At 67.9% G+C, this 13,826-nt stretch carries 12 protein-coding genes; 6 read left to right on the plus strand and 6 right to left on the minus strand.

The window, feature by feature from the left end:
* The first annotated feature begins 41 nt into the window (after positions 1-41).
* The 4 genes from hmgA to B7L05_RS08125 are packed head-to-tail and all read left to right on the plus strand — an operon-like array spanning position 42 to position 3,238.
* On the plus strand, positions 42-1,346 hold the full coding sequence (hmgA, locus tag B7L05_RS08110) for a homogentisate 1,2-dioxygenase (RefSeq protein ID WP_085809758.1): 1,305 nt from the start codon (positions 42-44) through the stop codon (positions 1,344-1,346).
* Positions 1,343-1,693 carry a Rieske (2Fe-2S) protein gene (locus B7L05_RS08115; RefSeq protein WP_085809849.1) on the plus strand — a complete coding sequence of 117 codons (351 nt, stop codon included), beginning with the start codon at positions 1,343-1,345 and terminating at the stop codon, positions 1,691-1,693. The genes hmgA and B7L05_RS08115 overlap by 4 nt, the downstream gene beginning before the upstream one ends.
* A gap of 10 nt (positions 1,694-1,703) precedes the next feature.
* Complete coding sequence (locus tag B7L05_RS08120) at positions 1,704-2,582, plus strand: alpha/beta fold hydrolase (protein WP_085809759.1); 879 nt, start codon at positions 1,704-1,706, stop codon at positions 2,580-2,582.
* Positions 2,579-3,238 carry a DsbA family oxidoreductase gene (locus tag B7L05_RS08125; protein WP_085809760.1) on the plus strand — a complete coding sequence of 220 codons (660 nt, stop codon included), beginning with the start codon at positions 2,579-2,581 and terminating at the stop codon, positions 3,236-3,238. Before B7L05_RS08120 ends, B7L05_RS08125 begins: the two co-directional genes overlap by 4 nt.
* On the opposite strand, the gene B7L05_RS08130 is transcribed toward B7L05_RS08125, so the two are convergent.
* Positions 3,235-3,864, minus strand: coding sequence for a glutathione S-transferase family protein (locus B7L05_RS08130; RefSeq protein WP_085809761.1), 630 nt, complete (start codon positions 3,862-3,864; stop codon positions 3,235-3,237). The genes B7L05_RS08125 and B7L05_RS08130 overlap by 4 nt on opposite strands.
* Positions 3,865-3,875: 11 nt before the next feature.
* The gene (locus B7L05_RS08135; protein WP_218775997.1) at positions 3,876-7,022 is read right to left on the minus strand and encodes a carboxyl transferase domain-containing protein; all 3,147 of its coding nucleotides are present in this window, start codon (positions 7,020-7,022) and stop codon (positions 3,876-3,878) included.
* A 121-nt stretch (positions 7,023-7,143) separates the two neighbouring features.
* Between B7L05_RS08135 and B7L05_RS08140 the strand changes: the two genes are divergently transcribed.
* Both B7L05_RS08140 and B7L05_RS08145 read left to right on the plus strand, forming a co-directional pair.
* Positions 7,144-8,469, plus strand: a complete 1,326-nt coding sequence (locus B7L05_RS08140) for a dicarboxylate/amino acid:cation symporter (protein WP_085809763.1) — start codon at positions 7,144-7,146, stop codon at positions 8,467-8,469.
* Positions 8,466-9,725, plus strand: a complete 1,260-nt coding sequence (locus tag B7L05_RS08145) for an MFS transporter (protein ID WP_085809764.1) — start codon at positions 8,466-8,468, stop codon at positions 9,723-9,725. The genes B7L05_RS08140 and B7L05_RS08145 overlap by 4 nt, the downstream gene beginning before the upstream one ends.
* Before the next feature lie 12 nt (positions 9,726-9,737).
* Here B7L05_RS08145 and B7L05_RS08150 read toward each other — a convergent pair whose 3' ends face one another.
* The 4 genes from B7L05_RS08150 to B7L05_RS08165 form a co-directional block, all read right to left on the minus strand.
* Positions 9,738-10,277, minus strand: coding sequence for a (2Fe-2S)-binding protein (locus B7L05_RS08150; RefSeq protein ID WP_085809765.1), 540 nt, complete (start codon positions 10,275-10,277; stop codon positions 9,738-9,740).
* 7 nt (positions 10,278-10,284) lie between these two features.
* Positions 10,285-11,406, minus strand: coding sequence for a CaiB/BaiF CoA-transferase family protein (locus B7L05_RS08155; protein ID WP_085809766.1), 1,122 nt, complete (start codon positions 11,404-11,406; stop codon positions 10,285-10,287).
* 85 nt (positions 11,407-11,491) lie between these two features.
* Entirely contained in the window at positions 11,492-12,601 is a 1,110-nt protein-coding gene (locus tag B7L05_RS08160) for a CaiB/BaiF CoA-transferase family protein (RefSeq protein ID WP_085809767.1), read from the minus strand.
* A gap of 3 nt (positions 12,602-12,604) precedes the next feature.
* A complete protein-coding gene (locus B7L05_RS08165; protein ID WP_085809768.1) occupies positions 12,605-13,789 on the minus strand; it encodes an acyl-CoA dehydrogenase in 1,185 nt (394 codons plus the stop codon).
* Positions 13,790-13,826 lie beyond the last annotated feature (37 nt).

Consider the following 13,826-nt stretch of genomic DNA (forward strand, 5'->3'; position numbering starts at 1 on the left):
CCGATACGCGTAACATAAACAAGAACCCGCCCGAGGTGAGGATGCTCAGCGACACTGCAACCCGCGCGAACAGTTCCGCCTACACCCCCGGCTTCGGCAACCATGTCTCGACCGAAGCGGTGCCCGGCGCCCTGCCCATCGGTCGCAACTCGCCGCAGAAGCCGCCATACGGGCTCTACGCGGAACAGCTCTCGGGCACCGCCTTCACCGCGCCGCGCCACGAGAATCGCCGCTCATGGCTCTATCGCCTGCGTCCCTCGGCCGAGCACCCGCCCTTCACCCGCTACGATGGCGCACCACGCTTCGCGCCGGGCACCGTCAAGGAGCCGCTCGCACCTAACCGCCTGCGCTGGGATCCCGTCGCCCCGATCGGCAACGTCGACCTGATCGATGGCATGACGACGATGCTGGCGAACCGCGATCCCGCCGATCTCGAAGGCGTCGCGATCCACATCTATGCCGCTGACCGCGACATGGAGAACCGCGTCTTCGTCGATGCCGACGGCGAATTGCTCTTCGTGCCACAGGAAGGTCGGCTGACGCTACTCACCGAGCTTGGCCGCATCGACATCGAAACCGGTCAGATCGCACTCGTGCCGCGCGGCGTGCGCTTCCGCGCGCTTCTGCCCGATGGCCTGGCGCGCGGCTATGTGATGGAAAACCACGGCGCGATGTTCCGCCTGCCCGATCTCGGGCCGATCGGGGCCAACGGCCTCGCCAACCCGCGCGATTTCGAAACCCCCGACGCCTGGTTCGAGGATCGCGACGAGCAGGTCGAGGTGATCCAGAAATATCTCGGTAGCCTGTGGCGTACCGAGCTTCATCACTCGCCGCTCGATGTCGTCGCGTGGCACGGCAATCTCGCGCCGTGGCGCTACGATCTGGCCCATTTCAACTCCATCAACACCGTCAGCTTCGACCATCCCGATCCGTCAATCTTCACCGTGCTGACTTCGCCGTCGGACGTGCCGGGCCGCGCCAACGCCGATTTCGTGATCTTCCCGCCGCGCTGGATGGTGGCGGAGGATACGTTCCGCCCGCCCTGGTTCCACCGCAACATCATGTCCGAAGCGATGGGCCTCATCACCGGCGCCTATGACGCCAAGGCCGAGGGGTTCCGCCCCGGCGGGCTCTCGCTCCACAATCTGCTGAGTGGTCACGGGCCGGACAAGGCGACGTGGGACGCCGCCTCCAATGCCGATCTGAAACCGCACAAGATCGGTGGCACGATGGCGTTCATGCTCGAGAGCTGCTGGCCGTATCGCCCGACGGCCTTCGCGCTGGAACATGCCCAGCCCGATTACGACGCCTGCTGGGCCGATTTCCCCAAGGCACGCCTGCCCTGACCGAGCGGCTCACCACGACGCCTGCCGGCGTCACACTCGGTGCGCTCGATCAGATCGCCGAGGGTGCCGCGCGCGGCTTCGTCCTCGAGATGCGTGCCGGCCGCTTCCACGGCTTCGTCGTCCGCCGCGGCGATGCCGCGTTCGGCTACGTCGACCGCTGCCCGCACATGGGGCTGCCGCTCGCGCAGAAGCTCGACGATTACGTTGCCGACGATCGCATCGTGTGCAGCTGGCACGGCGCGCTGTTCGATCCGGAGAGCGGCGCGTGCCTCGGCGGTCCGTGCCCCGGCACGCGCTTGACGCCGTGGCCCGTTCGGGTGGAGGCTGGCACCATCGTCACGGCGTGAGGGAGAGGCCATGAAGGCGCGCGCGAACGGCATCGAACTCGAATACGAAAGCTTCGGCGATCCCGCCGATCCCACCATCCTGCTCGTCATGGGGCTTGGCGCGCAGCTGACGTTATGGCCGTTGCCGCTGGTCGAGGCGCTGGTCGCGCGCGGTTTCCACGTCGTGCGTTACGACAATCGCGATGTCGGCCTGTCGACCAAGCTCGACCGCGCCGGCCGTCCGCGCCTCGGGCTGATGATGATGCAGCGGCTGTTGCGCATGCAGCCGCGTGTCGCCTATACGCTCGGCGACATGGCCGCCGATGCGATCGGCCTGCTTGATCACCTCGACGTGCACCAGGCGCACATCGTCGGCGCGTCGATGGGCGGGATGATCGCGCAGCTCGTTGCGGCGACCTATCCCGATCGCACACTGTCGCTCACCTCGATCATGTCGACGACGGGCAATCCCGCGCTGCCGCGCGCGACCCGCGAGGCGATGGACGTGCTCGTCAATCGGCCCAAGACGACCGATATCGACGCGCTCGTCGCGCATGGCATCCGCGCGGCGCAGGTCACCGGCAGCCCGGCCTATCCCGTTGCGCCGGATGTCCTCGCGACCCGCGTGCGCGAGACGATCGAGCGATCGACCTACCCCGACGGCTTCGCACGCCAGATGGCCGCGATCATCGCCGACGGCGACCGGCGCCGGCGGCTGAAGGCGATCAAGGCGCCGACGGTCGTCGTCCACGGCGCCGCCGATCCGCTCGTTCCGGTCGAGGGCGGGCGCGATACCGCGTCGAGCATCCCGGGTGCGCGACTCGTCGAGATCCCCGGCATGGGCCATAATTTGCCGGTCGAGCTGGTGCCGCAGATCGTCGCCGCGATCGAGAGCGTGGCGCGGCCATGAGCGCCGAAGCCGCACCCTCCCGCCGGCTGCGGATCGACTTCGTCTCCGACGTCGTCTGCCCGTGGTGCCTGATCGGCCTCGCCAACCTCGAACGCGCGCTGGCCCAAGTGGCGGACGAGGTGAGCGTCGATCTCGTCTTCCACCCGCTGCAGCTTAATCCCGGCCTGCCGCCCGAGGGGGAGGCGGTCGCGGACAATATGGCGCGCAAGTACGGCATCACGCCCGACGAGGCACGCACGCGCGGCGGCGCGGTGCGCGCTGCTGCGGAGGAAGCCGGCGTGTCCTTGGCCGGCCGCCCCGACCGGCTCTACGACACGTTCGACGCGCACCGCCTGCTCCACTGGGCCTGCGAAAAAGGCCAGCAGCGCGCGCTCAAGCACGCCCTGCTCGCCGCGCATTTCACGCACGGCCGCAACGTGTCCGATCACGCCGTCCTCGCCGACGCCGCGGCAGACGTGGGTCTCGACCGAGCCGAGGCGATCGAGGTCCTCGCCAAGGGTCGCTACGCCACCGCGGTTCACGACGACGAAATCGCGTGGCGCGCCGAAGGGATCACGGCGGTGCCGACGATGGTGATCGATCGCGAGTTCGTGATCAGCGGCGCGCAGGCACCTGAGCGGATCGCCCGCGCGCTGCGCAAGCTCGCCGCGCGTTAGACCGCCAGCTCGCCCTTCTGCGCCGCCTTGGCGCGCGCGAAGCCCTCGCGCGCCCTGAGCCGCTCCCAATAGGCTGCGGTCGCCGGCGGGAAGCCGTTGTCGATCTTGAGGCTCTTGGCGAGCAACAGCGCGTAGCCAACCGAGATATCGGCCATGGTGAAGCGATCGCCGACCAACCAGTCACGCCCGTCGAGCGCGCGCTCGACGTGGCGTAGCCGCGAGTGGAACCACTGCGCGTAGTCGTCGGCGGCCTGCGGCAAGCGTCGCTCCGGCGACTCGAGCATGCGGTAGCGCAGCACCAAAGTCTGCGGGAAGGTCAGCGTCGCCTCGCCGAAGTGCAGCCAGTTGAGCCACGCGCCGTAATCCGCGTCGTCCGGCGCGACGGCGAGGTCGCTCGGCCCGTGCCGCACTGCCAGATATTCTAGCATCGCCGCCGATTCGCTCATCCGCGTCGCACCGTCGACCAGCAGCGGGATCGTCCCCAGCGGATTGACGTCGAGGTACGCCGGCTCGCGCACGCGCGGTGGGAAGGGCAAAAGGTGCAGCCGGTACGGCAGTCGCATCTCCTCCAGCGCCCATAGCGGGCGGAACGATCGCGCGTCGGCGCAATGGTAAAGCTCGATCATCGTCCACTATCCTACCAGGTATCGATGTAGCGGCCCGATCGCCGCACAGGGGTCGAAGCGAGGCCGCGCAGCAGCCAGGTGCGCGTGTCGGCGGGATCGATCACCGCGTCGATCTCAAGATATTGCGCGACCGAGACGGCCTTGCCGCGCGCGTAGGAGCTCGCCACCAGCTCGCGGTAGCGTTCGTCGCGCGCGATCGGATCGTCGATCGCCTCCAGTTCCTTGCGGTATCCCAGTCGCACCGCGCCCTCGAGCCCCATGCCGCCGAACTCCCCCGTCGGCCACGCCACCGTGAATGGTCCAGCGTGGAGCGATCCCCCCGCCATTGCCTGCGCGCCGAGCCCATAGGCCTTGCGCAGCACGACGGTGAACACCGGCACGCCGAGCGCCGCACCGACGATGAACATGCGCGACGCGCGGCGGATCGGCGCGCTCTTCTCCGCTTCCGGCCCCACCATGAATCCAGGCGTATCGCACAACGACACGATCGGCACGCCGAACGCATCGCACAGCTGGAAGAACCGCGCCGCCTTGTCCGCTCCCTCGGCGTCGACCGCACCCGAGAGGTAGCGGCAGTCGTTGGCGATCACGCCGACCGCGCGCCCGTCGAGCCGGGCGAGCCCGGTGATCATCCCCTTGGCATAGCCGCCGCGCAGTTCGATGAAGCTTCCCGTATCGAACAGTCCGTCGATTGCGCGCCGCACATCGAACACGCGCAGCCGGTCCTCAGGCACGACGTGGCGCAGCAGGCGCTGGTCGGGCGCGCTACCGCCCTGCACCCGCCCCTGGAAGAACGACAGCAGCCGACGCGCGAGATCGGTCGCTTCCGCCTCGTCTGCGGCGAGCACGTCGATGGCGCCGCTCGCCCAGTGCACGTCGACCGGCCCCACTTCCTTCGGCGAATAGACGCCGAGCCCGCCCCCCTCGATCATCGCCGGCCCACCGACGCCGATATGCGCATCGCGCGTCGCGATGGTGATGTCGCAGCTGCCGAACAGCACCGCATTGCCGGCGAAGGCATAGCCTGACGTGATCCCGATCCGCGGCGCGACGCCCGACAGCGCGGCGAAGCTCTTGAACGTCGGCACGTCGAGCCCGGTCGCGCCGACCGAATCGACGTCGCCCGGCCGCCCGCCGCCGCCCTCGGTGTAGAAGACGATCGGCAGCTTCAGGTCACCTGCGATGCCGAGCAGGCGGTCGGTCTTGCGGTGATTGTTGTGCCCCTGCGTCCCCGCCAACACCGTATAGTCATAGGCAAGGCCAAGGCACTTGGCCGCCTCCTCGCCGTGGTCGGCGGCGTTGACGGTACCGATCCCGCCGATCATCCCGTCGGCAGGCGTGTTGCGCATCAGATCGTCGAGGCTGCGGCGCCGGCGCTGCGCCGCGATCGTCAGCGCGCCATATTCGATGAAGCTACCCTCGTCGAACAGGTCGGCGATATTCTCGCGCGCGGTGCGCTGGCCCGTCTTGCGGCGCCGTTCGACCGATGCCGGCCGGTTCTCGTCCAGCCCGAGCGCATGCCGCTCGCGCACCTCGGCAAGATCGGCGCGGATCAGGTCGGGATCGACGGTCGCCGCTGCCTGAACCTCACCACCGTCGTCATCCGCCGCGTTGAAGTGAAGGAACGGCGCGCCCTCGTCGATCACCTGTCCCGCCGCCGCCGCGATCGCGCGGACCACCCCGCCGCGTTGCGCAACGACCGCGTGCTGCATCTTCAGCGCCTCGATCGTGCCCACTTCGGCGCCCCTCGCGATGCGGTCGCCCACCGCCGCAATGATCTGGATGACGACGCCCGCCAGCGGCGCCGCGATCGCCTCCGCGTCCGCCGCCATGCTCTCGGTGGCTACTGGCGGCGCCAGGGTGGCGATATTCTCGTCGAACCAGCGCGTGTTGACCTCGCCCGTTGCCACCTCCGCGCGATCGAGGAGCGTCGCGAGCAGCGGCAGGTTCGTCGCCATTCCGGCGATGCGATACTCCGCCACCGCGCGCCGTGCGCGCGCGAGCGTCGTCGCCCAATCGGGCCCGTGCACGATCAGCTTGGCGACCAGCGGATCGAAGCGCGGGTTCGCCGCTGTGCCGATCGCGATCGCGCTGTCGATCCGTATCCCAGGCCCACCCGGCGAGTCGAGCCGCGACACCGCACCGCCGACAGCCCGCGCTACGCCGTCGGGTCCGATCGTTTCGGCGTTGACGCGCATCTGCACCGCCACCCCGCGCGCCGCGGGCGAGGCCGGCGGCAGCGGCGCGCCCATCGCGAGCCGCAGTTGCAACGCCACGAGATCGATCCCGTACACCTCTTCGGTGACGGTATGTTCGACCTGGAGGCGCGGATTGATCTCGAGAAACGCGAACGCCTCCGCGTCGTCGGCGGCGCGGGTGCGATCGACGAGGAACTCCGCGGTCGCGAGCCCGACGTAGCCTGTGTCCTCGAGCAGCCGCAGCGCCGCCTCCTCGATCCGCCCGCGCAGTGCATCATCCAAAGTGTGCGCCGGAGCGATCTCGATCACCTTCTGGTGCCGCCGCTGCACCGTGCAGTCGCGCGTACCGAACGCGACGATCCGCCCCGCTGCATCGCCCGCCAGCTGCACCTCGATATGCTTGGCATCAGGAATGTAGCGCTCGACGATCACGTCGTCCGATCCGAACGCCGCCAGCGCCTCTGCGCCGGCCGCTGCGATCTGCGCGGGCAGCGTCACGCGATCGGTCACCACACGGATGCCACGGCCGCCGCCCCCCGCCACCGCCTTGACGATGACCGCCCCGGCCGCTGCGTCGCCTTCGGCTAGCACCGGTACCCCGGCCCCGGCTGCGTGGCGCTTCGCGGCCGCCTTGTCGCCGAACAGCGCCAGCAAGCGCGCGTCGGGCCCGACGAACGTCAGCCCGGCCGCCGCACATGCCGCGGCGAAGTCGGCGTTCTCGCTAAGGAAGCCGTAGCCGGGATGCACCGCATCGCACCCCGCGTCACGCGCCGTCGCGACAATGGCCGCGATGTCGAGATACGCCGCCGGCCCCTCACCCGCCAACGCGATCGCGCGATCGGCGGCTGCGACGTGCAGCGCGTCGGCATCGTCGGCGGAATGGATCGCGACGGTCTCGATGCCCAGCGCAGAGGCAGTGCGCGCGATGCGGATCGCGATTTCGCCGCGGTTGGCGATCAACAGGCTTCGAATGGCCCCTCTCCTTTCATCGTCCTTTCGAGCCGATCACCCCTTTGCATCAACTCTTTTTTGCTGGCACGCCGTCGCATAGCCGAGCCGACGGCGGGGGGATCGACGAGACATGCTACCGGAAACAACCGCCACCCCGCGCATGCCGCTGCCATGGTATCGGCAGCTCTACGTCCAGGTGCTGATCGCGATCGCGCTCGGTGTCGCGATCGGCCACTTCTTTCCCGATGCCGGCGCCACGCTGAAGCCGCTGGGCGATGGCTTCATCAAGCTCGTCAAGATGATCATCGCGCCGGTCATTTTCCTCACCATCGTCACCGGCATCGCCGGGATGCGCGATCTCGCCCGCGTCGGCCGCGTCGCCGCCAAGGCGTTCGGCTATTTCCTGTTCTTCTCCACGCTCGCGCTCATCGTCGGACTGATCGTTGCCAACGTCGTGCGGCCGGGCGCGGGGCTCAACATCGATCCAGCAACGCTCGATGCCGGCGCCGTATCGGGCTATGCCGCGAAGGCGCACGAAACGACGCTGACCGGCTTCCTGCTGTCGGTCATCCCGGACACGTTCGTCTCCGCGCTCACCGCCGGCAACATCCTCCAGGTGCTGTTCGTCGCGATACTGTTCGGCATTGCGCTCGCCTCGATCGGAGATCGGGGAGACCGTATCGTATCGGTGCTCGAGGATATCTCGATCGCGGTGTTCAAGCTCGTCTCGATCCTGATGCGCGCGGCGCCGATCGGCGCGTTCGGCGCAATGGCATTCACCATCGCTACCTATGGCGTCGGCACGCTCGCCAACCTCGCCGGGCTCGTCGCGACCTTCTATCTCACTTCGCTGCTGTTCGTCTTGCTCGTACTTGGAACGGTCGCCTGGATGTGCGGCTTCTCGATCCTGCGCCTCATCGTCTATCTGAAGGCCGAGCTGCTACTCGTCCTCGGCACATCATCGTCCGAGGCGGCACTGCCGGCGCTGATCGAGAAGATGCAGCGCGCCGGCGCGCCGAAATCCATCGTCGGGCTCGTCGTGCCGGCGGGCTATTCGTTCAACCTCGACGGCACCAACATCTACATGACGCTCGCGGCGCTGTTCATCGCGCAGGCGACCAACACCGATCTGTCGCTTGGCGATCAGCTGCTGCTCCTTGCCGTCGCGATGCTATCGTCGAAAGGGGCGGCCGGCGTCACGGGCGCGGGCTTCATCACGCTCGCCGCGACGCTGTCGATCGTGCCCGCGGTTCCCGTCGCCGGCATGGCGCTGATCCTCGGCGTCGACCGCTTCATGTCCGAATGCCGCAGCCTCACCAACTTCGTCGGCAATGCGGTCGCGACGCTCGTCGTTGCACGCTGGGAGGGGGAGCTCGACCGCGCGCAGCTCGACGCCGCGCTCGCCGGGCGGCTGCCGCCGATCGAGAACCTGCCCGATGGCGAGGTCGCACCATGAACCCGCGGCTCAAGTCGATCGTCGGCGGATCGACCGGCAATCTCGTCGAATGGTACGATTGGTACGCCTATTCGGCGTTCACCTTATATTTCGCGCCGCATTTCTTTCCTGAAGGCGATCGCACCGCGCAGCTGCTCAGCGCCGCCGCGGTCTTCGCGGTGGGCTTCGTGATGCGCCCAATCGGGGCGTGGATCATGGGCATCTATGCCGATCGCCGCGGCCGCAAGGCGGGGCTGACGCTGTCGGTGACGTTGATGTGCGCGGGCTCGTTCCTGATCGCGGTCACGCCGGGGTACGAGACGATCGGCGTCCTCGCCCCCGCGCTGCTGGTCGTCGCGCGACTGATGCAGGGATTGTCGGTCGGCGGCGAATATGGCGCGAGCGCGACCTATCTATCCGAAATGGCGGGCAGGCAGCACCGCGGGTTCTTCTCGAGCTTCCAGTACGTCACGCTGATCGCGGGGCAACTCGTCGCGCTGCTTGTCCTGCTGTTGCTGCAATCGACGATGAGCGAGGCGGCACTCGACGCCTGGGGCTGGCGCATCCCTTTCGCGATCGGTGGCGTGCTCGCGATCGTCGTGTTCCGCATCCGCCGTGGGCTCGCCGAGACGGAGAGCTTCAAGCGCGCCGAGGGGCCCAAGTCGGGGTTCTGGACGCTGGTGACGCAGCACCCGCGCGAGACGGCGACGGTCATGCTGCTCACCGCCGGCGGCACGCTCGCCTTCTATGCGTACTCGATCTACATGCAGAAGTTCCTGGTCAACACCAGCGGGTTCGATCGCGCAATGGCGAGCCGCATCAACGCCGCGACGCTGTTCGTCTTCATGTGCCTCCAGCCGCTCGCCGGGGCGCTGAGCGACCGCATCGGGCGCAAGCCGCTGATGGTTGGCTTCGGTATTCTTGGCTGCCTCGCGACCTATCCGATCTTCGCCACGCTGGAAACGGTGAGAAGCCCCCTCGCCGCGGGCCTGCTCGTGATGGCGGCGCTGGTGATCGTCACCGGCTACACCTCGATCAACGCGGTGGTGAAGGCGGAGCTGTTTCCCGCCAATATCCGCGCGCTCGGCGTCGCGCTGCCCTATGCGCTCGCCAACACTCTGTTCGGCGGCACCGCGGAATATGTAGCGCTGCGCTTCAAGGACGCGGGGTGGGAGCGCGGCTTCTACTGGTATGTCACGGCGATGATCGGCGTGTCGCTCTTCGTCTACCTGCGCATGCGCGACACGCGCGCGACGAGCCGCATCAGTGACGATTAGCGGCCGACAGACTTACGGCCGCGGCGCCAGCGCCGGCACGCCGCGCGCCGCCTCGCGCGGCTCGATCCCCGGCCGAGCACCCGCCGCCAACGTCTCGTCGCCGCGCGCCACCCGCGCCGCGCGCTGGATCGCCTCCACCAGCCGCGGATAGACGCCGCAGCGGCACAGATTAGTGATCGACTGGCGGATTTTCGCCTCCGAAGGATCGCGATCGTTCTTGATCAGCACCGCTGCCGCCATGACGATGCCGGGGATGCAATAGCCGCACTGAACGACATTCTCCGCCAGCATCGCAAGCTGCACCGGATGCGCGCGATCGCGCGACAGCCCCTCGATCGTCGTCACGAAGCTGCCCTCGACCGACGCGATCGTCACCTGGCACGATCGCACCGCACGTCCGTCGACGTCGACGGTGCACGCCCCGCACGCCCCCGTGCCGCAGCCGTACTTCGCGCCCGTCAGGTTCGACGCATCGCGCAGCGCCCACAGCAGCGGGGTGGCGGGGTCGAGGCGATATTCGATCGCCTCGTTGTTCACCGTCAGCTTCGTCATCTAGCGCTCAATAGCCGAGCGCGGCGACCTCCGCATCATCGAAGCCCAGGCTGCGCAGCACGCCCGCGTCGTCGCGGTTGCCGCCCATGTCGGGCGCTACCGTGCCGCTCTTGGAGTAGCGCGGTGCCGGCGCGGGCTGCTTGATCCCGCCAGCCTCGACGAAGGTGCCGCGCGCCTTGTTGTGCGCATCGTCATACGCCTCATCGAAGCCAAGCACCGGCGCAAAGCACACGTCGTGGCCCTTGAACGCGGCGACCCAGTCGTCGCGGCTCTTCGTCTTGAACAGCTGCGTCAGCTCGTCCTTCAACGCGGGCCACTGCCGCGCGTCCATCTGCGCCGCCCATTTGTCGTCCGCGAGGCCCATCACCTTCCGGAACTCAGCGTAGAATTGCGGCTCGATCGCGCCCAGCGAGATGAACTTGCCGTCGCTCGTCTCATACGTGTCGTAGAAATGCGCCGCGGTATCGAGCAGGTTGGTGCCGCGCTCGTCGCTCCAACGGCCCATGCCGCGGAAGCCCCACATCATGGTCATCAGCACCGCCGACCCATCGGTCATCGCCGCGTCGACCACCTGACCCTCGCCGGTCCGCGCGGCGTGGAGCAATGCTGCCAGCATGCCGTAGGCGAGGAACATCCCGCCCCCGCCGAAATCGCCGACCATGTTGATCGGCGGCGTCGGCTTCTCGCCCTTGCGGCCGAACGCGTGCAGCGCGCCCGAGATCGCGATATAGTTGATGTCATGCCCCGGCTCGGGCGCCATCGGGCCGTACTGTCCCCAGCCGGTCATACGCCCGTAGACGAGCTTGGGATTGTCGGCGAGCAACACGTCCGGCCCTAGGCCAAGCCGCTCCATCACGCCCGGTCGGAAACCCTCGATGATTGCATCGGCGCCCTTCACGATCTTGCGCACCGCGGCGATCGACTTCGGGTCCTTCAAGTCCATCCCAATCGACTTGCGGCTGCGCAGCAGCGGGTCCTGCTCCGCCACCGCATTACCCTGCGGCTTGCCGGGTCGATCGATGCGGATCACCTCCGCGCCGTGATCGGCGAGCATCATGCCGGCGAACGGCCCCGGGCCGATACCGGCGAATTCGACGATGCGGATGCCGGCGAGGGGTGGCGTGCTCACGGATGCTCTCTCCTGGTTACGTTTCCGGCAGGAGGTATCGCGCTGCGGCAGGGAGCACAACAAAAGTTATGGCGGGGCGTGTCGCCTAACGTGTGAGAGGCGGTGCGCCGCGGTCGAGGGATAGATCAGCGTTTGAAAACTGGATTGGCGTCCGCAACCCGGCGATCGGCCGCATTGCATTCGGCGCCAGCACCATCCCGCGCGCGGCGACCTGCGGATCGTTCAACGCCTGCGCCACCGTATTGATTGGCCCCGCCGGCACGCCCGCGGCTTCGAGCCGCGCGAGCAGATCGTCGCGATCGAACTGCCGACAGCGTTCCTCGATCAGCGCGAACAGCGCGTCGCGATGCTCGATCCGCCCGGCATTGCTGTCCCACCGCGCATCGGGCGCGATCCCGACGATGCCGGCGAAGCGGTGATATTGCGCGTCGTTCCCCACCGCCAGAATGAACCAGCCATCGCGCGTCGGAAACACCGCATAGGGGCTGACGTTCGCGTGCGCGTTGCCCATCCGCGGCGGGTTCTCACCGCTTGCGAAATAGTTCGCCGCCTGGTTGGCGAGCACGCCAACCATCGTGTCGAGCAAGGCACAGTCGACCTGCTGCCCCCTGCCCGTCCGCGACCGCATCAACAGCGCCGCCTGGATGCCGATCGCCGCGTACAGCCCGGTCATGATGTCAGCGAAAGCAACGCCGATCTTCTGCGGTGCGCCGTTCGGCTCGCCGGTCAGCGACATGATCCCGCCCATTCCCTGGACGATGAAATCGTAGCCGGCGCGCGCGGCATAGGGCCCGTCCTGTCCGAAGCCGGTGATCGAGCAATAGACGAGCCGCGGATGCTCGGCCGCCAGGCTCGCGTAATCGAGGCCGTATTTGGCCAGTCCACCGACCTTGAAGTTCTCGATCACGACATCGGCGTCCGTGATCAGCGCCTTCACCTGGGCGACATCGTCTGGATTGGTGAAATCCGCGACCATGCCGGTCTTGCCGCGATTGCAGGCGTGATAATAAGCCGCGGCGCGCTCGCCGTCGTGATCGACGAACGGGGGCCCCCAGGTACGCGTATCGTCGCCCGCGGGGCTTTCGACCTTGATCACCTCGGCGCCGAGATCGGCGAGGATCTGCCCTGCCCACGGCCCCGCCAGGATGCGCGCGAGCTCGACGACCTTGATGCCGCGCAGCGGAGTCTCACGCATGGCTCAGAACGCCGCGATCCCCGTGATCGCCCGGCCCAGGATCAGCGCGTGAACGTCGTGCGCGCCCTCGTAGGTGTTGACCGTCTCGAGGTTCATCACGTGGCGCATCACCTGATATTCGCCCGAGATGCCGTTGCCGCCATGCATGTCGCGCGCGACGCGCGCGATATCGAGCGCCTTGCCGACGTTGTTGCGCTTGACGATCGAGACCATCTCGGGCGCGAACCGCCCCTCGTCCATCAGCCGCCCGACGCGTAAGGACGCCTGCAGACCGAGTGCGATCTCCGTCTCCATGTCGGCCAGCTTCTTCTGGTAGAGCTGCGTCGCCGCGAGCGGCCGGCCGAACTGCTGCCGGTCGAGCCCGTACTGACGCGCCGCGTGAAAGCAGAATTCCGCCGCACCGAGCGCCCCCCACGAAATCCCGTAGCGTGCACGGTTGAGGCAGCCGAACGGCCCCTTCAGCCCCTGAACGTCGGGCAGCAGCGCGTCCTCGCCGACTTCCACCTCGTCCATCACGATCATGCCGGTGATCGACGCGCGCAGGCTCAGCTTGCCCTCGATCTTCGGCGCCGACAGCCCCTTCATGCCCTTTTCGAGCACGAAGCCACGGATGCCGCCCCCGTGCGCGTCGCTCTTCGCCCAGACGACGAAGACGTCGGCGATCGGCGCGTTCGAAATCCACGTCTTGCTGCCAGAAATGCGATAGCCGCCGTCGGTCTTAACCGCGCGCGTCTTCATGCCGCCCGGATCGGAGCCGGCATCGGGCTCGGTCAGCCCGAAGCAGCCGATCCACTCGCCGCTCGCCAGCTTCGGCAGGTACTTCCGCTTCTGCGCCTCCGAGCCGTAGGCGTTGATCGGGTACATGACGAGGCTCGACTGGACGCTCATCATCGAGCGGTAGCCCGAGTCGATCCGTTCCACCTCGCGCGCAACCAGCCCGTAGGCGACGTAGCTCGCACCTACCCCGCCATATTCCTCGGGGATCGTCGGGCCGAGCAGCCCGAGCTCGCCCATCTCGCGGAAGATCGCTGGATCGGTATGCTCGTTGGCGAAGGCGTCAATGATCCGCGGAGCCAGCTTCTCCTGCGCGTAGGCGCGCGCGCTATCGCGCACCATCCGCTCGTCCTCACTCAACTGCTCATCGAGCAGGAACGGATCAGCCCAATCGAACGCGCCCATGCCGGCCATAATCTACTCCGCTTCCATGGTGGGCAAACCGCCCCCT

It is taken from the genome of Sphingomonas sp. TZW2008, assembly GCF_002117915.1.
Classification (GTDB): Bacteria; Pseudomonadota; Alphaproteobacteria; order Sphingomonadales; family Sphingomonadaceae; genus Sphingomonas.

What these genes read in the sequence shown, in the direction of transcription:
- B7L05_RS08130 (WP_085809761.1), bottom strand. Translation starts at nt 3,864, where the DNA reads ATGATCGAGCTTTACCATTGCGCCGACGCGCGATCGTTCCGCCCGCTA.
- B7L05_RS08150 (WP_085809765.1), bottom strand. Translation starts at nt 10,277, where the DNA reads ATGACGAAGCTGACGGTGAACAACGAGGCGATCGAATATCGCCTCGAC.
- B7L05_RS08145 (WP_085809764.1), top strand. Translation starts at nt 8,466, where the DNA reads ATGAACCCGCGGCTCAAGTCGATCGTCGGCGGATCGACCGGCAATCTC.
- B7L05_RS08140 (WP_085809763.1), top strand. Translation starts at nt 7,144, where the DNA reads ATGCTACCGGAAACAACCGCCACCCCGCGCATGCCGCTGCCATGGTAT.
- B7L05_RS08120 (WP_085809759.1), top strand. Translation starts at nt 1,704, where the DNA reads ATGAAGGCGCGCGCGAACGGCATCGAACTCGAATACGAAAGCTTCGGC.
- B7L05_RS08160 (WP_085809767.1), bottom strand. Translation starts at nt 12,601, where the DNA reads ATGCGTGAGACTCCGCTGCGCGGCATCAAGGTCGTCGAGCTCGCGCGC.
- B7L05_RS08125 (WP_085809760.1), top strand. Translation starts at nt 2,579, where the DNA reads ATGAGCGCCGAAGCCGCACCCTCCCGCCGGCTGCGGATCGACTTCGTC.
- hmgA (WP_085809758.1), top strand. Translation starts at nt 42, where the DNA reads ATGCTCAGCGACACTGCAACCCGCGCGAACAGTTCCGCCTACACCCCC.
- B7L05_RS08165 (WP_085809768.1), bottom strand. Translation starts at nt 13,789, where the DNA reads ATGGCCGGCATGGGCGCGTTCGATTGGGCTGATCCGTTCCTGCTCGAT.